Consider the following 25,391-nt stretch of genomic DNA (forward strand, 5'->3'; position numbering starts at 1 on the left):
CAGTTAAGCTCAAACAATGCCCCCTTCCCCATTTTTCTTTCCCCCTGTATACTCTTTCCATGAACGGATCACACGAACTGGACGGAACATATCAGGTCACCAGCACGTCGAGCTATGACGGTCCGCTGGACAAGAAAAGCGACGGCGTCACGGATATCCGGGAGGGACAGACAAACCGCCGCGACAAACATAACATCCTATGGACCAGTACGTTTCGTATCCTGAGCGATACGGAAGTCGAAATGACCTCCATTGCCGACCCGCGCGAAGCCACCGATGGCGCAGCCCTGACCCGGCCGGACGGCACGCCGAGCCTGGAACCCGTGACCTATACCGCTATCTTGAAACTGGCCCGTAAAGACGACCGCATCCAAATGTCAGGCTCCATCGAATACGGCAACGAAGTCGTCATGCTGACCATGCGTAAAACCGGCAGCTAATCAAAACATCTCGCACATCAAACACCGCGCCGAACCGCCACCATAAGTCTCGATGGTTGGAATATCGCTGTGCAAAATGCGGGCATAGTATTTTTTGAGGGTATCCAGTTGATCTTCGCGCAGCGCCCGGTACGCCCCTCCAGACATAACCAGCATAGATTGCCCGTCCCCGCCGATAACCTCCAGAGAGTTCCCGCAAAAAGCTTTTTGCTGATCCATGCTCAGCTCCATTACATCATGGGTCGCCGCCAGCCGCGCGCGAATGCGGGCTTTTGCCTCCTCCCCGACCATGCAATCCAGACACACCGCCGCCAGCCGCGTCCCGATAAACATCACCAGGTCGGTGTGATAGATCGGCTTACCGGTATGAGACAGCGTATCGAACGTCTCGACCGCATACCCCATCTTTTCACCCCATTCACGGGCCAGCATCTCATCCGTTCGTTTTGACAGGGCTACATAAGCGACCTTGTTCACACGGTCCAGACACAGGCTGCCCGTTGCTTCCAGATACAGCCCCTCATTCTCGCGGTCCCGGATATCCAGCGCTACATCATAGGTCCGCCCCATCAGCTCGATCATCTCCGGGGTGCGCTCAGCCCGGCGATTGGCATTCAGCATCGGATACAACACCATTGTCCGCCGCCCGCCTTCAAAATGCGTCGAGGCCCAGTTCGGAAACAAGTGATCGGGGCAGCCTTTACTGCCCTTGACCACAGTCACCGCCACCCCGTTACTAACCAGCATATTGTGGAAGCGCCGGAATTCCCCCAGCGCCGCATGATAAGTTTCCTCATGGCTTTCATGGCCGTCAACCTGATAAACGTTGGTTTCCTGCGTTTCCGGGTTCAGGTAAAATTCCGCCGGTTCGATCAGCATGATGTGATTGGTCGATTGTGTGCTCATTATGATTCCCTCTTCTTCTCGCCGGTTCATTCTACCGGAACAGGAATGAAAAGAAAGAGGGCCACGTCCCGACATCCCGCCACCCCATATCAACCGGGATAACGACCCCCCGGTCCATTTTTTCCATCACAGCCTTGTCGACACACAAGGACGGCAAAGCGGAAAACGCCTGTTCGTTCAAATACAGCGCCTGATTATAGCGCGATGCCCGGGCAACGGCCTCATAACTGCCTTGATGCATCTCGGGCACATACGTTTCCAGCGCCGCTAGAAAATGGCGCGCGGAAAATAAAAACAGGCCGCTGTTCCATTCGTAGTCTCCCGCCCGCAAAAACGATAGCGCCGTTTTTTTATCCGGTTTTTCTGTAAAGGACGAAACTTCATAAGCCCCGGCGGCCAGCACCTTCCCACGCCTGATATAGCCAAACCGGGTAGCCGGATGACGGGGACGAATCCCAAACGTGACCAAACGCCCTTGCCGGGCCGGGCCAATCCCCCCTGTGACCGCTTGCCGAAAAGCCGTGACATTTCGGATCATGTGATCGGACGGTAAAACCAGCATCAAATCATTATCCTGCCGCGCCAGCCAATGCGCCGCCGCCGCAATCGCCGGGGCTGTATTCCGGCCAGCCGGCTCCAGCAACATAGCGGCGCTCTTTCTCGCCCCTTCGGGCATTTGTTCAACAACCAGCCCCCGGTGTTTCTGGTTGCAAACAATCAAAGGCGGAGAAAACCCTTCGACCCGCGCCAGTGTTTCCTGAAACAGCGAACGGCGGCCCCATGGCGTCAGAAACGGTTTAGGGCGCTCTTCCCGCGACAGGGGACGCAGACGCCGCCCCGCGCCACCGGCCAGAATAACCGGCGTGACATCAAGAAACTCAGGCGGCATCACGTCTCACACAATTCTCAAGATACCAGACATAAGCATGCTCTATACCGTCCTGCAAGGCGGTTATCGGCTGCCAGCCCATCGCGGTAACCTTCGTGTTATCCATCAGCTTGCGCGGCGTCCCATCGGGCTTTGAAGGGTCAAAAACAATCTCGCCGTCATAACCGACAACCCCGGCAACCATACCCGCCAGCGCCGCAATCGTGATTTCTTGGCCGCTGCCGATATTGATGTGCGGCTCATCCGCATAATGCTTCAACAAAAACACCAGCGCATCGGCCAGATCGTCAACATGCAAAAACTCTCGCAAAGGATGACCCGTCCCCCACAGCGTTACCGACGATTGCCCCGCCGCCTTGGCCGCGTGCAATTTCATCATCAGTGCCGGGATAACATGGGAATTCTCTGCATGATATGTATCTCCCGGCCCATAAAGATTACACGGCATCGCTGATATAAAATCACAGCCATACTGACGACGGTAGGATTGACACAATTTGATCCCGGCAATCTTTGCGATGGCATAAGGCTCGTTGGTCGGCTCCAGCGGCCCGGTCAAAAGCGCGCCCTCCGCAATCGGCTGCGGCGCTTCCCGCGGATAGATACACGACGACCCCAGGAATAAAAGTTTTTCCACCCCGGCCTTGTAAGCCCCATGAATAATGTTGGTTTCTATGGCCAGATTATCATAGAGAAAATCCGCAGGCTGCGTCGCATTGGCCATGATCCCCCCAACCTTGGCCGCCGCAACGATCACCGCATCCGGTTTATACGCCGTCAGCCACGCTTCGGTTTCGGCCTGCCGGCGCAGATCCAGATCAGCATGCGATACCGTTAACACATCGCAATCTTCACGGGCCAGCCGCCGGACACAAGCATCGCCGACCATACCACTATGCCCGGCCACCCAGATTTTCTTATTCCGCAGCCCGTATATAGATTTCATCTCCGCCCTGCTCCCGTAATATAACCCGGTCGTAATCGACCATTTCCCGCACTAGCCCATCAAATGCCGTCCGCGGTCGCCAGCCCAGAACCTCTCGTGCTTTCGAAGCATCGCCAATCAGCGCACATAGCTCATTGGGACGGAAAAACTGCGGGTCCACACTCACAAGCAACCGCCCGCTATGCAGGTCATAGCCGCGCTCACCAACGCCCTCCCCGCGCCAATCCAGCGCCACCCCGGTACAGCCGAACGCAGCTTCGACAAAATCACGAACGCGCCGCGCCGTCCCTGTCGCCAGAACATAATCATCGGAAATGTCTTGCTGCATCATCAGCCAGACTCCTTCCATATAATCCCGCGCATGCCCCCAGTCGCGCTGCGCCTCCAGATTCCCCAACGTCAAAACATCCTGTTGCCCGGCCTCTATCGCGGCGACAGCGCGGGTAATCTTGCGGGTAACGAACTCTTCCCCGCGCAGCGGACTTTCATGATTAAACAGGATGCCGTTACAGGCAAACAAGCCATAGGCCTGCCGGTAAATCCGCACCATATCATAAGCATAACGCTTGGCCGCGCCATAAGGACTGCAGGGACTCATTGGCGTTTTCTCACTCTGCGGCCCCGGCGCATTCCCGAACATCTCCGAACTGGAAGCCTGATAAAATTTCACCGGTCGCGCCAGCCCCCGGATAGCCTCCAGCAGACGGGTTACACCCAGCGCGTTAATCTCCGCCGTAGCCTCCGGCACGGTAAAACTGACCTGCACATGGCTTTGCGCCGCCAGATTATAAATTTCATCGGGCTGGATAGCTGCGAGCAACCGCCATAAATTACCGCCATCAGTCAAATCGCCGTGATGAAAGTGAAACGCCGGATGAGCCATCAGCTCATTAAACCGCTGAGAATCATCGGTGGCACTGTACAGCCGCAGTCCATGAACAATATACCCCTGCCCCAGCAGAAAACGGGCCATAATAGCGCCATCCTGCCCGGTCACTCCGGTAATCAAAGCTGTCTTTTGTCCGGCCATAAAAATACCCTAGGGTGAAACCACACTAGGGTATGACAATTTTACGTTTGCGAAAACCGGCTTTTAGAAGTTATCCCTACACATCGAATGAAGGGGGCGCTGCCGCTGGAGCCGCCGGGCTGGGAGCTTCCGACATCGTAGACGTTGGCGCTTGATCCATAGTCACAGCCTGCGCTTCATAACCTTGTGCGCTGTATTCCTGGGAAATACGGCGGCTGTCCTCACCATCGCTCGGCACGACTTGGAAAGCCTTCCCTCCCATCGCCTCCATCAGCGTCTGTGAATTGTGAACCGGCCCAGCCATTACATCTTCCTCCGCACTTCAACATAGGCAACATTGGTGATGAAATCGGGTAATTCACCTTCCGGCGGGTATTCAACCAGCCCCACCTGCGTAGTCCCGGAAATACGTTTGTATATTTCACCGCCCGGATAGTGCATCTCGGCGATATCGTCAAAACCGGCCCTGAATTTAATCGTATCTTCCGTGACCGCCACCGTATAGGTTTCGGCATACGGCAGATGCGCCGGTACGACTATAACGACCGACTGGCCTTCACCTAACAAAAAGTCACAACGATTGAACACCACACACATGTCCCTTTTCTCTAAACTTGCTTCTATTATGAAGCAGCGGCCTTAACATCCTGTGAAAAAAGGATACAATTTTATGTATTATAGAAAAGACTTACTCAGCGGCAGTCGTGGACGAAGGGATCGCCCGGCGGGACCGAAAGGGCCAGACAAGCTGGGCCAGAAAAGTCGGCGGCATGTCTTCGCTGATCCCGATATCGGCGGGCGGGTGCCGCGCCGGGTTGAAATAAGTACCGAACAGCATGTCCCAGATCATCAGGTTTTCACCGTAATTCGTGTTCCCTTCGCTTAGATCGCGGCTATGGTGCCAGCGATGCAAACCGGGCGTATTAAAAATCCATGACACCGGACCAAAACGCATATCGACATTGCAATGGGTCAACATCCCGATAAAGGCTGTCACAACAGACAACCACTGAATAACCTCCATCGGTGCCCCCAGAACCAGTAATATAGCCATGCCCATGACAATGCTGACCAGACTGTCGACAAAATGAAATCTTCCGGTATTGACAATCCAAAGCCGGGTAACGCTGTGATGAATAGCATGAAACCGCCATAAAACTGGCCATTCATGCGCCAGCCTGTGCGCCCAATAAAGCCCGAATTCCGCCGCGACCAGCCCCATCATGACCTGCACCGCCATCGGCCAGTCCCGCGGCCAGATGCTATACCCCGCCTCGGTTGACGGCGTAACATAGGCGGCGATCCCGATAACGGCGCTAAATAAAAACAAGCCCTGCACTGTGCCTTTGCTGCTAAGCGTATGGGCAATATCGGGCACAAGCTGGCCGTCATACTTGTTCCATGTGGGTTCGTGCGGCATACGCCGCTCCAGGATCAGGAGAACCGCCGCCAGACAGAAATAGGCCAGATTGAAATACCGGACCGGCTGGTCAATGGAAATCCCATACCCGGCGATCAGCAGGCAACCGGCAAACAAAGCCGGCCAGACAGTCCATGAAACAAGATTATAAAACGCCGTATTCAAAAAACCTGCCCCCCGGTTTAGTGCAGGAAGAATACCCCGGTATTAACAACGAACAGAACCGTCGCAATCTTCAGTATCAATGCCGCACGGTTTTTCTTTGGCGCACAAGCCCCGTGATGACAGCCCGTGTCATGACAGTCAATCTGCCAGCTATAAGCCTGCATAACCCAGCCCACGGTCAGCATAACTGCGGAAAACACCAGCAAAGGCTGCTCCATCGTATGGATAATTTCATGAAACGATTCATAAACCGGCATCAAACCAGAGAAGAACCCCATCCCCGTCAGCAATCCGGCCATGCCAATTACCGTCGGCAGGACACAGCAAAAAATGTGACTGCTGGCTGAAACTACGATCATCCAGTGCAAAGCGGCCTGTACACGTTCCATTGGGTAAACTCCTCAAAGAAATAATAGTCAGACTTACCTTTTTTACAACAGAATAGAAAGAAAAAAATAAACCGATTTTCCTCACAGAATCTTCCCCTCCCGGACCAAAACTGTTAGAGTCTGCCTCAAAAAGAATTACGGGTTTTGTTCAATGAAAGTTACCTTCCAAAATAAACTGAAAATCGTTAAATCCTATGAAGGCCTGCCGCGAATAGAATATATTCACGGACAGCCGTGTGATTTAAAAATGTATATAGAAAAGCGCAAACCCGTCACAGAACCGGGACAAAAAGCGCATGACATAGACTGGAAAATCATTTTGGAGGGAGGAACCCCAGCCAAAATTGAAGAATGCAGAAAAGAGCTTTCCAGTATTTTTTCTACATACATCCAGCGCCGGACTCGAAAAAAGAGTTTAAAGGACGTATCCTTTAAAATGCTTGAATCGTTATCTGAAACCAAAAGTATCGAGACAAAATGAAAACAAAAAAAATATCCGAGTTATTCGATCTCGACCTGATGAAACGTGAAATCAGCGAAAACGCCACAATCGCCGACGCCATCGACGTCATGAAGGGCTGTAACTACAGCTGTCTTCTGGTCAAAAACAAGGACGGCATCGGCATCGGCATCATCAGCGAACACGACCTTGTCACAGCCTTTTCCGACGAAGGCGACAACGCCAAAACATCTTATGTCAGTGATTTTATGCAGGTCGATATAACATGCGCCGGCGAAAATGACACGCTAGACAACGTCATGAAATTGATGGCTGAAAATGATCTGCGGGTTATTCCCATTGTATCGGATGAGGGTTACGTCATTAGCTTCCTATCGGTCATGGAACTGTTGATGGTAAAGATAAGCGCACCCGGCGCATAGTTCTTGCACATAATTCCCGCCTTTTTATTTTTTCCTGTAACCGGGTACATGTCCGGTCCGAATTGAGCTATATCTATGAAATATCCTTTTCATGGATAACAATCCACTGTCGTTAACATAACAGGAGTAGACCTCTATGAAAAAAGCCGTTCTTAACTCGATGATCGCCGGCGCGGTCGCCATGGCCGTTCTTGGCGCGGGCGAAGCGCAAGCGGATTCCCACGAAACGGAAAAATGCTATGGCGTTGCCAAAGCGGGACAAAATGACTGCGGCGTAAAAGATGGCACGCACAGCTGCATGCATGAAGCCACGATTGACGGCGACGGACATGAATGGGTTATGTTGCCCAAAGGCCTGTGTGAAAAGCTGGTCGGTGGGTCACTGACAGCATATGAAAACACAACCATGAAAGATGAAAAAAACAACTGTGCCGCCGACATGAAAACAGAAAATCATGAATGCGGATAATTTCCGATGACCGCCGGAGATAACATAAACGGTTTTTCGCGCCCACCCCATAACGTCCCGCTCAGGGAGGCCGGGGTGGGGCTGCGAAGCCCGCACTACGAAGATATCCTGAAAGACAAGCCGGATATCGGCTGGATCGAAGTACACCCGGAAAATTATTTCGGCGGCGGCATTCACCGCCATTATTTGGGAAAAGCCCGCGAATTATACCCTTTAAGCCTCCACGCCGTGGGGCTATCATTAGGATCGGACCAACCGGTCAGCACGGAACATTTGCAACAAATCAAGGAACTCGCCGACATTTATGAGCCTTTCCGGATTTCCGATCATGCCTCATGGAGCGCCAGCGGCAACGCGCATTTTAACGACTTGCTGCCCCTGCCCTACACCGGGGAAACGCTGGACCGGCTGTGCGACAACATCCAGCGCACACAGGATTTTCTGGGGCGCTCGATACTGGTTGAAAACCCGTCAACCTATATTGCCTATCGGCACAATGACATGAGCGAACCCGAATTTTTAAACGAAGCCGCATCCCGCACCGGATGCGGACTTTTGCTCGACGTAAACAACATTTTTGTGCAGGCGCATAATCACGGCTTCAGTGCCACAAACTACATTGATCAAATCAACGCCGCCGCCGTAGGCGAAATCCATCTGGCCGGCCACGTTGAAAAATCAATCGGCCCGCAAACATTACTGATCGACACGCACAGCCGTTATGTTCGCCCCGAAGTCTGGGATCTGTATGAATACACCATCGCGCGCCTCGGACCGGTTTCGACACTGATCGAATGGGACAGCGAACTGCCCTCCCTTGACGATCTGGTCGGGGAGGCACACAAAGCACAGGATATTTGCCATCGCTATCGCAGAGAAAGTTTGTCTGATGCGGCTGAATAAAGTGCAACAAAATTTTAAAGACACACTCCTCGATCCGGCGAACCAGAAAAAAGATTTTGCAAACCTGTTCGCGGAAAATGGCATCACGGTCAAGGACCGCATGGCGGTTTACCGGGGCCATGTTCTGGACGGCCTTTGCGATGTTATCGGCAATTCCTTCCCTCTGATTGCCCGGCTAACCGGAGATGACTTCTTGAAAGCTGCCGCCTTTAGCTATGTGAAAAACAATCTGCCGCAAAAAGGAAACCTGAATTTATACGGCGCAACATTTCCGGCATTTCTGGAACAATACGAACCGGCCAGATGCCTGCCCTACCTGCCGGACATCGCCCGCATGGAATGGGCAAAAAACGAAGCCTACTACGCCCGCGACGATGCCCCTCTCGATCCAGCGTCACTACAAAAAATACCGCAAAATGAGCTGCAACATATTCACCTTCATTTCCGGGATTCCGTTCGTTTTATCGAATCCCGCTACCCCTTGATTACCATTCGTGATTTCTGCAGTAATGATAACAGCGACGATACAATACTGGATATAGATACCGGCCCCAGCCACCTCATGATTTTTCGACCGCAATTACGCAGCTTTATCCTGGAAGTCGACCCTTTTGAATATTTATTCCTGCAGCAAATTGCAAAAAACAAAACACTGGGACAGGCGGCAACGACCGTCACCGCTCTGGCACCGGATTTCCCTTTGGAAAACATACTGCATAAACATTTTGGTTTAGGAAGCTTTTCCGGTTTCACAAAACCCGCCCAGCCGTAAATTCCACCACTGGATTTCTGGGCCGACACATGCTTAAATGCAGGCCATCGCAACACATAAAGCGCTCAAGGAGAATAACCATGGCCACCCCCAAAATTGCCGATACCAGCCCCATTCAGGTGGAACTGGAAAAGGGAAAACGCTATTTCTTTTGCACCTGCGGCCAATCGGGCCAACAACCTTTTTGCGATGGCTCCCACGCGGGAACGGAATTTACGCCGCTGGCTTTCGAAGCGGAAAAAGACGGCCCAGCATGGCTGTGCGCATGCAAGCATAGCGCCAAGCAACCCTTTTGTGACGGCGCGCACAAACCACTACGCGACGCATGATACCTATACCGCCCCCACTTCTTTAACAGAGGCAGGGTGGCATAGGATAAAGTCCTTTATTCCGACCAGTTTTCTTCGTTATCAACGTCCTCCTGATCTGGAAAAAGGGAAGCAGGCGGCAATGTCCCCTCGCTGTGGTGAGTTTGGGCTACTTCACCACTATCTCCGCTTGCTGCGTCTTCATCATCCGCAGCTTGCGCTTCTTCAGCCTGCTCCAGTAGAAAAAGATCTATGCCAGAGGCAAATAGATCATCGGAAGCGACCGTTACGGTCTCCGGCGGGACATTAACTTGATATTCAGGATCGGCGCGAACCGTATAGGTTCCCGGCACAACAAATTCAAAAGAATAAAAACCATCGTAAGCGCTCTGGACCTTGTCAACGACTTCACCGTCGGCATTGACCAGCTGCAGATACATACCGGAAATCGGGTTCCCGTTTTCATACGAAACCGTACCGTCAATCGCCCCGCTTTCAACAATGGGAAAGGTAAAGACCGGCATCGTACCAGGAAGCGGCACAGTGCTAAATCCTTCATTTTTGGGAACATAATAAGGATCAATCAGCGATGACTTATCGATCTGGACATTGACCATTTCTTCGCCGGGACCGGACACCAGAACATAGCCGTTCGTATCACTCAATTCTTTGGAACGGGCGTTACCGGCCAACAGCGCCACATCTTCCAGCGCTTCATCTTCACCCCCGAAAACACCGTCATCGTCATGATCGATAAAGACCTGCCCCATAACAGGCGAAGCTTTACGCTGCGACTGGCTGGACAAATGATATGTCTGATCGGACTGGTACGGATTAATCGAGGTACTGGCCCGCGCCGTGAATTTCCATCCACGCTCTTGCTGGTACTCACTTTCCAGCGAGGTCAGGAAGTTGCCGAAATCATAACCCAGCTGTCCGCCAATCGTTGAAATTGAATCCTGAAAATTATGCTGAAAACTTACCGCCGCCTGCCAGGGTTCTTCCTTGGGCTTATAGCGAAATTCGACAGAACCGTTGGAAAGCCTGTCCTCTGGAAAAATCAAATAGTTCAAGGCACTCCGTACCTGCCAGTCCCGTATATTCGCCGTAGCGCTGAAATTCCCGCCCGTAGAGGTATGGCGGTGGTTCACGATCTGCGTATTGGTTGTGTTTGTCAGACGAATGCCCGACCACGACATGGATTGTGACGTATTGTAATCCCGTGTCACAGTATCGTTGTAAAGCTCCTTATGCTTAACATCAACCCGCAAGCCCAAAGGCGGTATTTTGGCAAATTTCAAAGTCGTTTTGGCTTGCACTTCGGACGTAAATTTTTGTGCGCCCGTACCAAACCCGGCTTTCACACTTTCGAAATTGTTAAAGAAGGCACTACGCAAATTCAGGTTTATGCCTAAAAGTTTGGTGATGAACCCCATATCAACCGCTTCACCACCCCCAAGTTCGCTATAAGCCTCGACTTCACCGATCCCTATCGGGGTCGACACAACCGCGCCGGTACTCAGATATCTTTTGTATTCCGTTTGGGTCGGCAAAGCCGATGCCGTTCCAAAAATCGTCATATAGCGGTTTAACCCGAAAAAAGCCGTCGCATTTTTCGTCACACCATGGGGCTGTGTCTGCTGTTCATCTTCCAAGAGAATAAGCGGGTGATAAGCATCATTAACCCCGACGCTATAACGGAAATCACCAGGACGGAGCATACTGCCATTGACCTGGTAATCTTTGACCTCTTCACGCACCTGCCCCTGCGGACCGTAGAGAACAACGCGGATCTGGTTGTTACCAAAGTTCAAAACGACATCTTCAAACCTGTATTCGCCATCCTCATCAACAGCGCCGACCTCCAGCAATTCGTTGTTGTTGTATAACTCGGCTTCCCAGCCCGGCGGTCCAACGCCCTCTACCGTAATCCGGTCAAATTCACTTTCACGGCGGGACGTATCGTTAGAAATCGTAACCCCGCGCCCGCTAATACCGTTGCCCACAAGATCGCGTTGACGCAAGCTGATATCACCGGCCTCAAACCGCCGCACACCGCCAATAAACAGCGTATCGTCACCAAACGCCTGCCGCTGGGCACGGAAACGAATACTGGACGGTTTTACAAATCCCTCTTCCTTGCTGTAAGGGATGTTCGCAGAATAATCGGCAATCATTTTGCCGAGCTGCTGACTGCCAGAAAACAGGTTCTGCCCGATCATCTCCTTTGTATCGTTATCGAACGTATAGTTAGTCTGGATATCCAGAACCGGTTTACCAAACCAGAGATAAGGATTTTCCCGGTAAGGCAGCATTTTTTGCTGACTTTGCCGAAGCACCCGGCGGGATTCAGAAATATCGAGCTGTTCTTGCCGTTTGAGACGCCGCTGAAAGGACAGCTCCTCTTCTGCCTCTACGTTGATTGCCAGAGAGCCAAGATCCATATGCATCTCAACCGGCCACAGCTCGTTCAGCACTTCCAGCTGCACATAAAGATCATCCGTAACAACATCATCGAGGGACAATATGGCATCCGGAGATAAAAGCTGCCGCTTGCCTTTGACCGTCATCTCCCCCCGTTCACCATCCAGCGTAAATGTATTTTCTTCTTTCGAAGCAAAACCGCTGACATATTTCCGGTCCAGTTCGGCATCCATGTAGAATTCAAAGGCTTCCCCCAATTCGATCATGGGCAGGTAATAACGGCCCTCATGCTGGTAAACGAACAGCCCTTGCGTAATGTACCAGTTCGGCGGCATGACCACTTCAAAGATCCATTCCTCGACCTCGGCCTGCTCAACAGCCTCCGCTTTGCGGGCGCACAAAGACAGCGCCGCAGCTATAATAAGCGCGGCTCCAATCAGGTGCCTGTAATTTTTAAACCATTGATATACGCCCATGACACAGAGCAGAGAAGTGGTAAGTTAAAGTAGCCCACTGAAAGGATACCATAAAATCAACAGAAAACGAACGGTATTATGGCCGTTTTTTTTGACTCTCACGGCAGCTTTCTCTAATAAGCGCAGCCGATTCGACAGCCCAAAAAAGAAGAGTCTTAAAGCAAAGACTCTTCCGTACAAAAAATAATTCTCTAAAAAGAAAAAATCAGGGACCGGATTAAGGAGAAACCGTCACATCCGTTTCCGCCATAACGCTACCGCGGAACAGCTCATCATCCTCGTCCGCCCGGTAAGTAACATGCATTTTGCTGCAGCTTCCTTTTGACGCTTCCGGATATTCAACCTTGAACTTCATAATCCGGCGCTCCACATCGGTATAAATAGCGATACCGCGAACCTGATGCGCAACAATTTCTTCACCGCCACCGATACAAACAAAATCAAGATCGCCATAAGTGCTGCGGTTGCCGGTCCGGTTCAATGTAAAATTAACCTCCGCACCCTCGGCCGTAGCCTTGGCCGACACATCAGAAAAACTGACAGAAGCCTTCAAATCCCCGGTCCGCACAAAAACAGGCATGGAAATCCCCGGCAACATCGCCAGTTTAATCGCCTGCTTTTCTTTCATATCCATCGGATCGGCTTTAAAGTTTTCCGGCACAGATTCCGTCATAATCCAGAGGTGAGAGCGATACTCACCCGGCGCCAGATCTTTCGGCTTACGCAACAGCAAGCGTATTTGCTGCGTCGCCCCGGCCGGTACAGTCACCCGCCGCGGCGCAAAACGAATCATGTCATCAGCCCATTTGATATCATCAGCCGGATCATCCTTTTCCACGGCCTTCAGGGATTTGTCTTCCGTCATGCGCATACGCCGCCACTCAAGGCGGTACACCTGCTCTTCTGCCGTGTTATTGATGATAGTAATAACTTCCGAACGGTTTTTATCGGTAAAAACAACCCGCTTCATGCTGATCCGGATAGCATGAGCGTCCATTGCCGCCCCCGCTACGATCACTACGAATAAAAACGCTGCCAGACCGCGCAAATACATAGAGCGGCCCCGGCAAACATCATCGGAGGTCTTCTTCAAAAACGGTATCTTCATTTTTTTCATGCGCATGATCCTTTAGACCATCGTCCCGTATATATCCGAACTATAGTGCAACACACAAGCCCGTCTTTCAAGGGAAGAGTTGCATTGATCGCGTTTTTAATCGTCGTGAAGATTTTTCCGGTTTTATTGATAATTGGCACGAATCCGCGCCGCACCAACATAAGAGCCACTTAACTGACCCACCCGCGTGTTGATTGTCGCGCCGACAGCCATCGTAACATAAGGATTATTGGAGGTCGGTGTCACCGTCACATACGTACCGCCGCGCGCCGTCAGCAAGTTAAAATCCGTAACTGACACGGTCGCCGTGCCGTTCGTCAACTTCACCGCCGTTTCCTCGACACTGATCGTCACCGGCAATTCAGAGCCGCGAATTTGCAGACGCCCGGCCTGAGGCTGCCCCCCCGCCAAAGACAGGCTGCTATGGCTGGCAATATAAAGTTTATCGGTTTCAGGATCCAGAGTCGCTTGTCCGGCTCGGTCGACGGTCATCGCCAACGTTCCGAAATCCATTGTCGTGTTGATGGTAATTTCAATCGCACGAATCAGTTTGGCAACAATCGGCATCGTCGCCGTCGCCGCCACCGCGTTCATAGCGTGATAAAATGATAGGGAAGATAGCGCAACAACGCCTGCGGCTGTCGCGGTTTTTGCCTTTGCCTTCATCGATTTTTTTTCAATCGACTGTGCCATGTCGCCCTTTCCAGAGTCTTTCCTGCTTCACTGACACGATCATTCTGCCATGCCTTTTATTATTTTACGCCCTCATTATAAACCGGACAGCATTAAAATTCATTAATTCTCCGAACTTTATCACCCGGCCTTCACCCCGAATTCGGGCAAAAGAAGGAGGTGGCTGGCGACAACATCGCCAGCCCGTCCCACGAAACGAGAGCTTATTATTTAAGTTATTGGTACAGGGCCGTAACAACAACCGTTCCGGTGTAAACCCCCGGAGCCTGACCGGCACCGATATTCAGGGTTCCGCCGACATCAAACCCGGTTACCGTCGTCGCCGCCAAACTGGTGGACACAGCCACGCCGGTCTGGGTGCTGACAGCATTACGGATCTGAAGCCCCGTCACAGCCATCGTATTGGCCGGCGTCACCGTATGAGTCACGGTTGCAGCCGCCGGAATCGTAAGGTCAATAGGATACCCGGTAGAACCGATCACCTGGAAACCACCGGCATTAGGTGTACCAGCAACGACCGTAATAGACGCTGACGGCGTGCTCACATCAGCAACACTAACAGCATGTGTACCAGCGCCGGTTTCCGTCATGGTTGCAAAGTCAAGGGTCCGGGTCTGCGTCACCGCAACAGCCTGCACGATAACCCCGCGCATGTTAACAGCGGTCGTCGCCGCATCAGCCGGTTGCCCGGCAACACCCAGAGCCGCGACCGTCGCCGCCCCTAAGAGAATCTTTTTTGTTTTATTATCCATATGCTTCGCTCCTTTTTCGCTTTTTGATAATAAAACTGCAAACCGCCCTTAAAAATTCTTTTTTAGCCGACTTGCAGTCTACCCCTCACAGAATTGCACAAACACTTTTGTTTTTGCCCGTACACTCTGCACTCTCGAACATCAGAATAAACTAATGTTCATATATAGAGTACATGAGCATTCCTAAAATTGTCTTAACATGCGCTCCTGCGAAAAATTTTTTAAACACGTTTATTTATTTCACGAGTATTGCTCCCTTTAGAAAAGGAAACGTAATGCGATGGTATACGATTCGAACTGTTATGTATAGGGCGTATTCATCTGTTTACTCGGAGTTTTGCACACAATATAGTATGGCAAGAGTCTGGCTAAAAAATCACAGGAGAATCGCCGTTGACACAAGAATATAAGGAAGTCTCGCTGGAAGACGCCCTGAACATCGCTTCCATGCATATGCAAGCCGGGAACTACCGGGTCGCCGAGATGACCTACCGGGATATTTTAAAGGCCATCCCCGATCATTTTTTCAGCCTTTATTATCTGGGGCTGGCCATGTACTACCTCAGCAACCTTCCCGAATCACTTAAATATCTGGAACAAGCCGCCAACAGCAACGAAGCCACGGCGGAATTCTGGTGCAATCTGGGGATCATCCGTCAGGCCGCCGGCAATCACGACGGCGCGCAGGAAGCCTTCAACCGGTCCATCGCCATGGACGACAAGGGATCTTATGCCGATCCGCACTGGAACAAAGCCCACAGCCTGTGGCTGGCCGGAAAATACGACGAAGCTGAAAAATGCGCCCGCAAAGCCACGGAAATAAACCCGGCCAGCCCGGAAGCATGGCTTAATCTGGGCACAGCTCTCGTCAAACTCGACCGGCTTGAGGACGCCGCCGCCAGCTGGGAAAAAGCACTGGAAATCCGGCCTGATTACGCCTTTGCCTGGAGCAACCTCGGCTCCGTGCTGCGCGACATGGGTAAATTATCGGATTCCGAAGAAGCATGCCGCAAGGCACTGGAGCTCCAGCCGCAATACCCCGAAGCCATTTGCAACCTCGGCAACGCCCTGCTCGATCAGGGGCAAATCACCAGTGCCGAAGAATTGTACCGCAGCGCCATTGCCCTCAAACCGGATTACGCCCAGGCCCATAATAATTTGTGCGTCTGCCTGATCCGGCAATCCCGTTTTGACGAAGCTGTGCTGCACGCGCGCTACGCGACATCCTTTGACAAGAACTACGCCGAAGCGTTTATCAACCTCAGCGACGCCTTGCGCCATCTCGGTAAAATCGAGGAAGCCATCACCGCCATCCAGCAAGCGGCCAACCTGAATCCTGAATCCGCCGAAGTTCACATGGATCTGGCCGACGCCCTGTTTATGCAGGATCATTATGGTGATGCTGAAGTCGAGCTACAACGCGCCAAAGAGCTGGAACCCGATTCCCCGCGCGTCTTCCTGAAGCTTGCCAACGTTCTGGAACGCGGCAACAAGATCGACGAAGCCCTCGAAGCAATCGACAAGGCCGTAGAACTCAACCCGGAAATGCCCGAAGCCTACCTGCGCAAAGCGCAAATCTGCCATATTTCCAACCGGATCGAAGAGGCTGAAAAATGCCTGAACAAGGCACTGGAACTGCGCCCTGACATGCCGGGGATTTATGTAACACTGGCCGAACTGCAACAAACCAAGGGCGATATGAACGCCTCGCTGGCCAGTGTCAAAAAAGCATTTGAAATCACAAAACATATTCCGGGCGCGTACCTGACTTTAAGTAAACTGAAAAAATTCACTGCCGACGATGAAGATTTCAAAACCATGCTGGAGCTGGAAAAGACCATTGAATCGCGGGGACTGGATCAGGCAACGTCACTCAATTTCGCCCTGTATTCCGCTTATGAGAATATCGGCGATTACAAACAGGCCTTTGCACACTTGAAAAAGGCCAATGACTACAAACGCCAGATGATCCCCTTCCAGCCGGAGCAGCAAAAAAACCACTATCAGAAAATCAAGGATGCCTATACGCCGGAAACCCTTAAAAAATTCGAGGGCAAAGGCTATGACTCCGATATTCCCGTTTTCATCGTTGGTATGCCGCGGTCGGGCACAACCCTGACCGAACAAATTATTTCCTCTCACCCCGATGTATTCGGCGCCGGAGAACTGCCGACGCTAGGACAGACAGAAGCACACCTCGGCGGATTGACCACCGAAAATGCTGCGCAAAAAGGGCAGCTCTATGTCGATGAAATCAAAAAGCTAGACCCGTCCGGAAAAGCCCTGCGGATCACCGATAAAATGCCCGGGAACTTTTCGAAAATCGGGCTGATCGCCTGCATCCTGCCGCACGCAAAAATCATCCATTGCCGCCGCGACCCGATTGACAATTGCCTGTCGTGCTACAAGCAAAACTTCGCCCGCGGCCAGTACTGGTCCTATAATCTTGAGGAACTCGCCGAACAACACCTCCTCTATCAGGACATCATGGATCACTGGCGCAAAGTCCTGCCCGGTCGCTTCCTTGAAATCGACTACGAGGAAACCGTCGGAAACTTCGAAGAACAGGCCCGCAAGCTGATCGATTTTGTCGACCTGCCGTGGAATGACGCCTGTCTGGAGCCTCACAAACAAAAACGCGCCGTCCTGACAGCATCGAAAACACAGGTGGTCAAACCGATTTACAAAACATCGGTCAAAGCCTGGCAACGCTACGAAGACGAGCTGCAGCCGCTCATACAGGGGCTGGCCGCCGGGAAAAAAGCGTAGGAAAGAGAAATCATTTTAAGCTTTCCAAACCCATGCGGGATATGTTAGAAAATCCCCCGCGCCGGCTTAGCACAGTGGTAGTGCAGCGGTTTTGTAAACCGAAGGTCGGGAGTTCAAATCTCTCAGCCGGCACCATTTCCCTCCCCGGACCCGCCGGGGAACATCTCTAAAAATCAAAAACTATGGATTACTGCAAAACCGCATTAACGGTGAACGTCCCGGTATACGTTCCGGTAGCCTGATTGCTGCCGACATTCATAGCGGCGCCAATCGGAACATTCACAAAAAAAGCGGTAACGGTCGCCGTTTTACCGCCGCCATTGGTAATCAGGTTGAAATTGTTAACCGTCATGGTCGTTGTTCCGTTACTGATCGTACCGGGCGAAGCGGCAACGCTGATCTGGATCGGCCGCAACGGCGGCGTCTGCGTCACAACGCAGCGTGCATAGGAATACGGCGCGCCGCCCGCCGACAGGCACCCCGCGACATTACGGCTGCCGTCCGGGCGAACCGTGACGGCATTGGCGCTGGCACACGGAATAATGTCGCCAAAAATCATCATTTGTGGGCAGTTCAACGACTGAGCCGCCGCAGGATCAGGCAGCCCCCCGGCCAAGGCCAGAGCGGATAAAGACAGGAAGATGGTTTTTTGACTGCGTTTGCTCATTTTCTTTGCTATATTAATATGCTCACCGGCTGCGAAACACAGCCTATTCAATATATCTTATCTTTCCAACTTGTTTTTACAATTTTACCCGTTTGTTTTTAAAGTTCTATTAAGTTTTTGCTAATATGTTGTTGCTAATATGATAGTGGGAAGAAGCCTTCAGGATAAAAGGACTAGCCCACAAAAAATGGAGTGAAGCAAAGGGTTATCGAGGAATTATGGCCTATTTTCATCTGAGCATAGAAGCGAGCGCGTTATACAGCATTGACTCGCCGACGTTAGAGGTACTGGTCGGCGGCGTTGTTGTGTCTTCGGCTGTGATCACGGCGCAAACGGGCGTTGGTTCGGATGTTTTGTTGTTTGAGCTGGAGTTCAGCGGCAGTTATCCGTCTTCCCTGTCGTTCAGATTTAACGACGGTTCGGCGGAAGGCGGGCGTTCGATTACGCTGGAAACGGTGCGAGTGAACGGCCAGGCGGTGAATGGCAGCGACCTGACCGCCACATTGCTGGCCCAGAGCCAGAGTTCATCTTTGAACGTAGCCGCCAATGACCATCTGTTCGGGCGCGTAGAGCCGACGGCGGGTGATCTGGGCACGGTAACGGTGACCGGCACGGCTGGCGACGACCGGCTGAACGGGACCTCGGCCAATGGCGATGTGATTGACGGCGGGACCGGTCATGACTGGCTGCGCGGCGTTGGCGGCGACGATGCGATCATCGGCGGTGACGGGAATGATGTAATTTTTGGCGAAGGCGGCAACGACCTGATTATGGGCGGCCTTGGCATGGATACGATCTTCGGCAATGACGGCGACGATTTGCTCTACGGTCAGGACGATATGGATTACATCATCGCCGGAGATGGGAATGACGTTCTGAGTGGCGGCCTGGGGAATGATTATCTGCTCGGCGATGCCGGGAATGACATCCTATTTGGTGAGGCCGGTGATGACTGGCTGTTGGGCGACGCCGGGGATGATTACCTGTACGGTGATGCCGGCAACGATACGCTGGTGGGCGGGAGCGGTATAGATGTCCTGTTTGGCGGCGCGGATAACGATACGCTGCACGGGGAAGACGGCGATGATTTCCTGTTCGGGGAAGACGGAATTGACCTGATCTCCGGCGGCGCGGGCAACGATACGATTGGCGGCGGCATCGGCGATGACGAGATTTACGGCGAAGCGGGCGATGATGTTATCGCCGGCGGCGACGGGAACGATACGATATCGGGCGGCGCGGATAACGATACGATCTATGGCGATGCCGGGAACGATACGCTGATCGGCGGCGCGGGCGCGGACACGATCGACGGCGGCGCGGATAATGACGTGATCCACGGTCACGGTCTGGATATCAGCACGATATCCTCGATCCTGTTCGCCAACCCGAATGTGGTTTATTCCAATGCGACGGGATCGTTCTACCAGTATGTCAGCACCACCCAGACATGGGATAATGCCGATACGGCGGCGCAGGCAGCAACGCTGAATGGCGTGGCGGGTCACCTAGTGACAATCACCACAGCCGCAGAGAATAGCTACGTGGCGAGCTTGATCGGCGCCAGCATCTGGATCGGTGCGAACGACGTTGACACCGAAAGCACATGGACATGGACCGGCGGTCTGGAACAAGGCGTTTCCTTCTGGCAAGGTCTGGCGGCCGGGACAACCCTGAACAACATGTACACAAACTGGAATGCCGGCGAACCGAACGAATATGGGACCGGCGAAGATTATCTGGAATTCCAGACCAGCGGCGTGTGGAATGACAACGGCGGCCCGAACCAGACCGCTCTGGCCCGCGGTTACGTGATTGAATGGGAAGCGGGGCTGATGGGCGATGACGGCGCAGCCGATATCCTGTCCGGCGGCACCGGTAACGATTTTATCTACGGCTATGACGGCAACGACACCCTGAACGGGGATGGCGATAACGACGTCCTGTTCGGCGGCGCCGGATCCGATACCGTCAACGGCGGCACAGGTAATGATATCTTGTTTGCCTATGATGCCACCGCAACGGGACCGACCAGCGGCGGTAGCGGCGGTAGCGGCTCCACCCCCATTAACGACGATTTTGCCGCAGATCTGGGAAGCTGGACTTACGCAGACGGTTTCTTCGGCAGCAGCGGCACATCCAACAACTATGCCAATGGCGTCTATACGGGCGCAGACGGCAATACAGCCGCCGGAGCCATGGAACTCTCTCTGGGCGGGATTGATAACAATACAATTTCAACCATGTCCGGCGCGTTCCAGTATAATTTCTCACTGAGCAGTGCGATGTCGAATGCCCAGCTGACTTTGTCTTATCACGTGCTTGACGCCGTTCTGGATGGCGACCCCTTTGATGCTGGCGAAGACCTCTGGCTGTATGCGGATATCGACGGCACGACATACAGCAACGATGCCAACCCGCATTTCTTTGAACTGCTGGGGACTGCGGCCGGTGCCAGCTACGACGGCGGCTGGAATACGATTACATTGAATGTCGGGGCTCTGGGTGCCGGAAGCCACACCCTGTCTCTGGGCGGTTTGCTCAACAGCAAAACATGGAACTCCGAAGAATACGACATCCGCTTTGATGATATCACACTCGCGGAATCGACGGCAGTGACCTTGCTGAGCGAAGATTTTTCAACCGATACCGGTGTATTTACTTATAGCGACGGCGGTTTCGGCGGTAGTGACAGTGCCAACGTTGATGTCTCTGGCGTACGTGACACCACCGATGGCGGCGTAGCGAACGGCTCTCTGGAAGTTTATGTAGATGGTTTTAATAACTCGTCATTTACAAATGCGTCCGGAACATGGGATGCCTCGATAGCGCCAGCCGACGATATGACCAACGTCCAGATTACTTTCTCCTACCATCACTGGCATTCCAATTCGAATGATAACGGTGAAGATTCAGAGGTCTATTTTGAATTTGATGGCACCATTTATGATGCCAGCGGCGGCAACAGCTTTATTTCCCAAGCCTTGGGAAGCGCCGGAACAACCGATACAGGCTGGGTCACCGTTACGATTGATCTGCCGGATCTGACATCGGGATCGACTTACAATTTGTCTCTTGGCATCTTGCATGTGGGCGCCAACAGAAAAAACGAAGATGCCTATATCCGCTTCGACGACATCACAATCACCGGCGACGCCGCTAGTGGCGGCGGTGGCGGCGGTGGTGGTTCCGGCGGCGGAACGGGCGCTGACTTGGGAACAACTAACGTTCTCGATGGCGGCGACGGCAACGACACGCTCTACGGCAGCGGTGGGAATGATACGCTGACCGGCGGCAACGGCGATGATGTCCTGTATTCAGGTTCATCCGAAACGCTGGACGCAACGATTGCCGCTATTCTGGCCGCCAATGCCGGCGTTTCCTACAGCGCCGATACAAACAGCTTCTATCAGGTCGTATCCAGCATGGTTGACTGGACGGTAGCCGACGCGGCAGCAAATTCTTCGACGTTATCCGGACTAACCGGTGTGAACGGCCATCTGGCAACAATTACTTCAGCAGCCGAACAAACGTTCCTCGAAGGCATAACCGGTGGCACCAGCTCCTGGCTGGGCGGCGGCGATTTCGGCAGCGAAGGTGTCTGGCGCTGGACATCCGGCCCGGAAGCGGGAATCCAATTCGCAAATTCAAGCGGCACAGCGGTCAACAGCCACTTCAATGACTGGACATCCGGCCAGCCAAATGATTCAAACGGGACACAGGATTACCTGTACATGTTGAATGGGACACAGTGGGCTGACCTCGTCGTCGAAGGCGACGGTAGCACAGGGTTTGTGACCGTCCCGCAATACATCATCGAATGGGAGGCCGACACTCTGCTCTCTACCGTTGATAGGAACATCCTGAGCGGTGGCGACGGTCTAGACACGCTTTACGGCAGCTACAACGGTCTGGATGTCTTCGTATTCGAAGCCGCCAGCGCATATAACAATGTTGATATCATCGAGAGTTTCGATGCCGCAGGCCATGACCAGATTGATCTGAGCGAACTCCTGACCGGCTATGACGCCCTGACAAACGACATCAATGACTTCCTGCAGTTCAGCGAGTCCGGTGGCAATACGACCATCTCTATCGACGCTAACGGCACGACGGGCGGCGCCAGCTTTGCAGATGTAGCACAAATCAACGGCGTGACCGGACTCGACATTGCTCAAATGATCGCTGCCGACAATCTGATTATTGCTTAACTTGACCTTATTGCTGATAAAAACAGCATACAGGAGTCATCGCGGTAAATATTCCCCTTAAAATATTTGTAGAGATCACTAATAAGAACCGCCAAATTACATTAAATACCTCCGATTATTTATTTACCTTTACGGTTTTTATTCTATCCTTATCGTAAGGATGGAATTTTACATCCCCGGCATTACATCACGTCCAGAACGAGAGACAGACATGGACCGTGTACTCGAAACGATTATAGCCGACCGGTTTATACCGGAAGGATATTGTATGGTATGGCGTCCGGAACTGATCTGGATGAACGTGCTGTCCGATATTACGCTGGCGTTGGCTTATTTCGCCATACCGGCAAGCGCGGCGTTTTTTATCCACCGCCATGGAAAAGCCCTGCCCTATCCATGGATATTTCGTATGTGCGGGATTTTTCTGGTTTTATGCGGGCTTTTACACATCCTGTCTATCATCGAGATCTGGCAGCCCGTTTATTACTTGTCCGGCATCATCAAAGTCTTCACCTCGGCAATTGCGCTGGCGCTGGCCGCCTTCAGTCTCCCTCTGGCTCCTGTCTTGCTGAACAGATGGAGCCAAAAGCTGCATACAGATAACAAAGGATAAGCTCAAACTACGAAATGAAAGATGGCCCATGACAAAAACGGACATCACCAACAAAGAAAAAAAGCAGAGCGACAAAGCCGCACGTCATGCCGAACACACGGCTCTTATGGCTTATTGCCGGGTATGCTTCGTTGCCTTTGTGGGGACGGTCATGTCCATCCTGTTTTTCATTATGGTCTTGAATCAAAACGTCGATAAGCTGGAAGATGATTTCCGACACGACACCACCATGCAAATCCTGTCATTGAATCATAAAACCAGAATATTGGAACAATTCTGGGAAGACATGCAGGCCTTCTACCTGTCATCAGAAACCGTTACGCTACAGGAATTCGGTACGTTTTCAGCGTCTATTTTAAAACAGGGGGAATTAGGATTCATCAGCTGGCTTCCAGACACAAAAGAACCGCTGGACGCAAACGACATCTATATGGTTTCCAAAAAAAACGTCGATCAAGAACAAATCAAAAAATTGCTGATTGAGGAACCCGCTATCCGTGAAGCGATAGAAAAAGCCCGTACAAGCCTTTCTGTAACAATCAGCCGGGATTTTTCTACGGATTTCATGGATAAAACAGACCCTCAGCCACGCGTCGCCATTGCCATCCCCACGATGAAAGCCGCAATAAAAAATGAGGGGCCGCGTTCTTTAAACGGTTTTTCCATCGCTTTTTTAGAAACGTGGCCGTTTTTCTCACAGATTTTCCTGATTGAAAATCGCGACAAAAAAAACATCCAGATATTTCTGACGGATGCGGATGAAAGCTCGAAAGATCTCTTGTTCAAACATACCGGACAGGAAAACATGTTATCGGACACGGCCGTCGACAACATGATGGATAACAGGCAAATGTTGGCCGTAAGTCAAAAAATCCCCTTTGCCTCGCAATATCTCAAGATCGAAGTTTCACCGTCTTTCTCTTATCTGGCCCAGAGCGCCGATAAAAGTGCATGGGCTGTTTTTCTGCTCGGCATGGCACTAACAGGCTTCATAGCATTCTGGTTCTACCAGCAAATCAGCCGCACCCTTCACATCCAGCATATTGTTAACGAAAAAACGGAGGCGCTAAGTAAAAACGAGAAGCACCTTCGCGCCATTTTGGATAATACTGTCGATGGCATTATCACGATCAACAGCGCAGGCATCATCCAGACATTTAACTCTGCCTGCGAACGTATATTTGGCTACAACACGGAAGAAGTCATTGGCGAAAATATAAACCTGTTGATGCCCCCTCCCGATCAGGAAAAGCACGACAGTTATATTGCCAATTACATTCGCACGGGCGAAGCCAAGATTATAGGCATTGGCCGGGAAGTTGTTGGCCTGCGCAAAGATGGCTCGACCTTTCCCATGGATCTGGGAATTGGTGTCATCAAAAATGGCGGTGATTACACCTTTATCGGCATTATCCGGGATATAACGGATCGTAAGGAAGCCGAACGGCAACTGACCGAGAGCCATCAGGCCATGGATGATTTTGTCTATATTGTCTCTCACGACCTGAAAGAGCCTCTGCGCGGCATCTACAGCTATGCCCAATTCTTGATGGAGGACTATGGGGATACACTGAATGAAGACGGCATAGACAAGCTTAACACCCTTAAAAACCTGTCCCGGCGCATGGAAGAGCTGATTGATACGCTTTTGTATTATTCCCGGCTTGGTCGGACAGAGCTTGCCTTCAAGGAAACCGATATAAATCGTGTATTGAAAAAAACCATGGAGCTTCTTGAACCAACAATTCAGGAACAAAACGTGACCGTTAATATCCATGAAAAAATGCCAACTCTGGTTTGCGATCGAGCACGTGTCAGCGAAATTTTCCGCAATCTTATCACCAACGCCATCAAATATAATGATAACGAGGAAAAATACGTCGAGGTCGGCTGTATCGTCGATCACCCGGACTTCCCGTATCAGTACGTTTTTTATGTCGAGGATAACGGCATTGGTATTCCTGAGAAACATCAGGATGCCGTCTTTAAAATCTTCAAGCGTCTGCATGCGCGCGATGCCTACGGGGGAGGAACCGGATCGGGCCTGACCATCGTCAAAAAAATCATAGACCGCCACAATGGTAAGATCTGGATTGAATCTGACGGTAAAAATGGAACGACCTTTTATTTCACCTTAAGCGATGAGTAAT

At 52.0% G+C, this 25,391-nt stretch carries 23 protein-coding genes and 1 tRNA gene; 11 read left to right on the forward strand and 13 right to left on the reverse strand.

All coding sequences use genetic code 11. The features are described 5' to 3' along the window. Positions 1-125 precede the first annotated feature (125 nt). Positions 126-440 (forward strand): hypothetical protein, encoded by a 315-nt coding sequence (locus H6868_10120; protein MCB9989668.1) that lies wholly within the window; start codon positions 126-128, stop codon positions 438-440. Here the strand turns inward: H6868_10120 and H6868_10125 are convergent, their stop codons facing one another. The 8 genes from H6868_10125 to H6868_10160 all read right to left on the reverse strand — a co-directional run bounded on the left by H6868_10125 (position 441) and on the right by H6868_10160 (position 6,185). After that, a complete protein-coding gene (locus H6868_10125; protein ID MCB9989669.1) occupies positions 441-1,346 on the reverse strand; it encodes a hypothetical protein in 906 nt (301 codons plus the stop codon). It lies immediately after the preceding gene. A gap of 31 nt (positions 1,347-1,377) precedes the next feature. Further along, positions 1,378-2,238 carry a mannose-1-phosphate guanylyltransferase gene (locus H6868_10130; protein ID MCB9989670.1) on the reverse strand — a complete coding sequence of 287 codons (861 nt, stop codon included), beginning with the start codon at positions 2,236-2,238 and terminating at the stop codon, positions 1,378-1,380. Further along, on the reverse strand, positions 2,225-3,163 hold the full coding sequence (locus H6868_10135; GenBank protein MCB9989671.1) for a GDP-L-fucose synthase: 939 nt from the start codon (positions 3,161-3,163) through the stop codon (positions 2,225-2,227). The genes H6868_10130 and H6868_10135 overlap by 14 nt, the downstream gene beginning before the upstream one ends. Then, entirely contained in the window at positions 3,153-4,211 is a 1,059-nt protein-coding gene (gmd, locus tag H6868_10140) for a GDP-mannose 4,6-dehydratase (GenBank protein MCB9989672.1), read from the reverse strand. Before gmd ends, H6868_10135 begins: the two co-directional genes overlap by 11 nt. A gap of 76 nt (positions 4,212-4,287) precedes the next feature. After that, the gene (locus H6868_10145; GenBank protein MCB9989673.1) at positions 4,288-4,515 is read right to left on the reverse strand and encodes a hypothetical protein; all 228 of its coding nucleotides are present in this window, start codon (positions 4,513-4,515) and stop codon (positions 4,288-4,290) included. Beyond that, the gene (locus tag H6868_10150; protein ID MCB9989674.1) at positions 4,515-4,799 is read right to left on the reverse strand and encodes a hypothetical protein; all 285 of its coding nucleotides are present in this window, start codon (positions 4,797-4,799) and stop codon (positions 4,515-4,517) included. Before H6868_10150 ends, H6868_10145 begins: the two co-directional genes overlap by 1 nt. Before the next feature lie 100 nt (positions 4,800-4,899). After that, the gene (locus H6868_10155; protein ID MCB9989675.1) at positions 4,900-5,631 is read right to left on the reverse strand and encodes a sterol desaturase family protein; all 732 of its coding nucleotides are present in this window, start codon (positions 5,629-5,631) and stop codon (positions 4,900-4,902) included. Between the two features lie 182 nt (positions 5,632-5,813). Next, a complete protein-coding gene (locus tag H6868_10160; protein ID MCB9989676.1) occupies positions 5,814-6,185 on the reverse strand; it encodes a hypothetical protein in 372 nt (123 codons plus the stop codon). A 477-nt stretch (positions 6,186-6,662) separates the two neighbouring features. On the opposite strand from H6868_10160, the gene H6868_10165 reads away from it, so the two are divergent. The 5 genes from H6868_10165 to H6868_10185 all read left to right on the forward strand — a co-directional run bounded on the left by H6868_10165 (position 6,663) and on the right by H6868_10185 (position 9,540). Then, positions 6,663-7,067 (forward strand): CBS domain-containing protein, encoded by a 405-nt coding sequence (locus H6868_10165; GenBank protein ID MCB9989677.1) that lies wholly within the window; start codon positions 6,663-6,665, stop codon positions 7,065-7,067. A gap of 136 nt (positions 7,068-7,203) precedes the next feature. Further along, positions 7,204-7,536, forward strand: coding sequence for a DUF2282 domain-containing protein (locus H6868_10170; GenBank protein ID MCB9989678.1), 333 nt, complete (start codon positions 7,204-7,206; stop codon positions 7,534-7,536). Positions 7,537-7,542: 6 nt separating this feature from the next. Continuing rightward, on the forward strand, positions 7,543-8,439 hold the full coding sequence (locus H6868_10175) for a DUF692 domain-containing protein (GenBank protein MCB9989679.1): 897 nt from the start codon (positions 7,543-7,545) through the stop codon (positions 8,437-8,439). Between the two features lies 1 nt (position 8,440). After that, positions 8,441-9,211 carry a putative DNA-binding domain-containing protein gene (locus H6868_10180; protein ID MCB9989680.1) on the forward strand — a complete coding sequence of 257 codons (771 nt, stop codon included), beginning with the start codon at positions 8,441-8,443 and terminating at the stop codon, positions 9,209-9,211. Between the two features lie 80 nt (positions 9,212-9,291). After that, positions 9,292-9,540 (forward strand): CDGSH iron-sulfur domain-containing protein, encoded by a 249-nt coding sequence (locus H6868_10185; protein MCB9989681.1) that lies wholly within the window; start codon positions 9,292-9,294, stop codon positions 9,538-9,540. Positions 9,541-9,596: 56 nt separating this feature from the next. Here the strand turns inward: H6868_10185 and H6868_10190 are convergent, their stop codons facing one another. The 4 genes from H6868_10190 to H6868_10205 all read right to left on the reverse strand — a co-directional run bounded on the left by H6868_10190 (position 9,597) and on the right by H6868_10205 (position 14,981). Further along, on the reverse strand, positions 9,597-12,419 hold the full coding sequence (locus H6868_10190; GenBank protein MCB9989682.1) for a carboxypeptidase regulatory-like domain-containing protein: 2,823 nt from the start codon (positions 12,417-12,419) through the stop codon (positions 9,597-9,599). 217 nt (positions 12,420-12,636) lie between these two features. Then, complete coding sequence (locus H6868_10195; GenBank protein ID MCB9989683.1) at positions 12,637-13,536, reverse strand: molecular chaperone; 900 nt, start codon at positions 13,534-13,536, stop codon at positions 12,637-12,639. A 123-nt stretch (positions 13,537-13,659) separates the two neighbouring features. Beyond that, positions 13,660-14,229 carry a DUF4402 domain-containing protein gene (locus H6868_10200; protein MCB9989684.1) on the reverse strand — a complete coding sequence of 190 codons (570 nt, stop codon included), beginning with the start codon at positions 14,227-14,229 and terminating at the stop codon, positions 13,660-13,662. 215 nt (positions 14,230-14,444) lie between these two features. Continuing rightward, a complete protein-coding gene (locus H6868_10205; protein ID MCB9989685.1) occupies positions 14,445-14,981 on the reverse strand; it encodes a DUF4402 domain-containing protein in 537 nt (178 codons plus the stop codon). Positions 14,982-15,374: 393 nt separating this feature from the next. Here H6868_10205 and H6868_10210 point away from each other — a divergent pair, with 393 nt between their 5' ends. Together H6868_10210 and H6868_10215 are read left to right on the forward strand one after the other, a co-directional pair. Further along, positions 15,375-17,750 (forward strand): tetratricopeptide repeat protein, encoded by a 2,376-nt coding sequence (locus H6868_10210; protein MCB9989686.1) that lies wholly within the window; start codon positions 15,375-15,377, stop codon positions 17,748-17,750. Positions 17,751-17,810: 60 nt separating this feature from the next. Next, positions 17,811-17,885 (forward strand) — tRNA-Thr (locus H6868_10215). Positions 17,886-17,937: 52 nt separating this feature from the next. On the opposite strand, the gene H6868_10220 is transcribed toward H6868_10215, so the two are convergent. Further along, a complete protein-coding gene (locus H6868_10220) occupies positions 17,938-18,417 on the reverse strand; it encodes a DUF4402 domain-containing protein (GenBank protein MCB9989687.1) in 480 nt (159 codons plus the stop codon). A gap of 218 nt (positions 18,418-18,635) precedes the next feature. Here H6868_10220 and H6868_10225 point away from each other — a divergent pair, with 218 nt between their 5' ends. The 3 genes from H6868_10225 (at position 18,636) to H6868_10235 (ending at position 25,390) form a co-directional block, all read left to right on the forward strand. Next, a complete protein-coding gene (locus H6868_10225) occupies positions 18,636-22,628 on the forward strand; it encodes a type I secretion C-terminal target domain-containing protein (GenBank protein MCB9989688.1) in 3,993 nt (1,330 codons plus the stop codon). 211 nt (positions 22,629-22,839) lie between these two features. After that, positions 22,840-23,241 carry a hypothetical protein gene (locus tag H6868_10230; GenBank protein MCB9989689.1) on the forward strand — a complete coding sequence of 134 codons (402 nt, stop codon included), beginning with the start codon at positions 22,840-22,842 and terminating at the stop codon, positions 23,239-23,241. 28 nt (positions 23,242-23,269) lie between these two features. Further along, positions 23,270-25,390 carry a PAS domain S-box protein gene (locus tag H6868_10235; GenBank protein ID MCB9989690.1) on the forward strand — a complete coding sequence of 707 codons (2,121 nt, stop codon included), beginning with the start codon at positions 23,270-23,272 and terminating at the stop codon, positions 25,388-25,390. Position 25,391 lies beyond the last annotated feature (1 nt).

Source organism: Rhodospirillales bacterium, from assembly GCA_020638175.1.
Classification (GTDB): domain Bacteria; phylum Pseudomonadota; class Alphaproteobacteria; order Micavibrionales; family Micavibrionaceae; genus JACKJA01.

What these genes read in the sequence shown, in the direction of transcription:
- H6868_10125 (MCB9989669.1), bottom strand. Translation starts at nt 1,346, where the DNA reads ATGAGCACACAATCGACCAATCACATCATGCTGATCGAACCGGCGGAA.
- gmd (MCB9989672.1), bottom strand. Translation starts at nt 4,211, where the DNA reads ATGGCCGGACAAAAGACAGCTTTGATTACCGGAGTGACCGGGCAGGAT.
- H6868_10145 (MCB9989673.1), bottom strand. Translation starts at nt 4,515, where the DNA reads ATGGCTGGGCCGGTTCACAATTCACAGACGCTGATGGAGGCGATGGGA.
- H6868_10155 (MCB9989675.1), bottom strand. Translation starts at nt 5,631, where the DNA reads ATGCCGCACGAACCCACATGGAACAAGTATGACGGCCAGCTTGTGCCC.
- H6868_10160 (MCB9989676.1), bottom strand. Translation starts at nt 6,185, where the DNA reads ATGGAACGTGTACAGGCCGCTTTGCACTGGATGATCGTAGTTTCAGCC.
- H6868_10165 (MCB9989677.1), top strand. Translation starts at nt 6,663, where the DNA reads ATGAAAACAAAAAAAATATCCGAGTTATTCGATCTCGACCTGATGAAA.
- H6868_10170 (MCB9989678.1), top strand. Translation starts at nt 7,204, where the DNA reads ATGAAAAAAGCCGTTCTTAACTCGATGATCGCCGGCGCGGTCGCCATG.
- H6868_10175 (MCB9989679.1), top strand. Translation starts at nt 7,543, where the DNA reads ATGACCGCCGGAGATAACATAAACGGTTTTTCGCGCCCACCCCATAAC.
- H6868_10185 (MCB9989681.1), top strand. Translation starts at nt 9,292, where the DNA reads ATGGCCACCCCCAAAATTGCCGATACCAGCCCCATTCAGGTGGAACTG.
- H6868_10190 (MCB9989682.1), bottom strand. Translation starts at nt 12,419, where the DNA reads ATGGGCGTATATCAATGGTTTAAAAATTACAGGCACCTGATTGGAGCC.
- H6868_10195 (MCB9989683.1), bottom strand. Translation starts at nt 13,536, where the DNA reads ATGAAAAAAATGAAGATACCGTTTTTGAAGAAGACCTCCGATGATGTT.
- H6868_10200 (MCB9989684.1), bottom strand. Translation starts at nt 14,229, where the DNA reads ATGGCACAGTCGATTGAAAAAAAATCGATGAAGGCAAAGGCAAAAACC.
- H6868_10205 (MCB9989685.1), bottom strand. Translation starts at nt 14,981, where the DNA reads ATGGATAATAAAACAAAAAAGATTCTCTTAGGGGCGGCGACGGTCGCG.
- H6868_10220 (MCB9989687.1), bottom strand. Translation starts at nt 18,417, where the DNA reads ATGAGCAAACGCAGTCAAAAAACCATCTTCCTGTCTTTATCCGCTCTG.
- H6868_10225 (MCB9989688.1), top strand. Translation starts at nt 18,636, where the DNA reads ATGGCCTATTTTCATCTGAGCATAGAAGCGAGCGCGTTATACAGCATT.
- H6868_10230 (MCB9989689.1), top strand. Translation starts at nt 22,840, where the DNA reads ATGGACCGTGTACTCGAAACGATTATAGCCGACCGGTTTATACCGGAA.
- H6868_10235 (MCB9989690.1), top strand. Translation starts at nt 23,270, where the DNA reads ATGACAAAAACGGACATCACCAACAAAGAAAAAAAGCAGAGCGACAAA.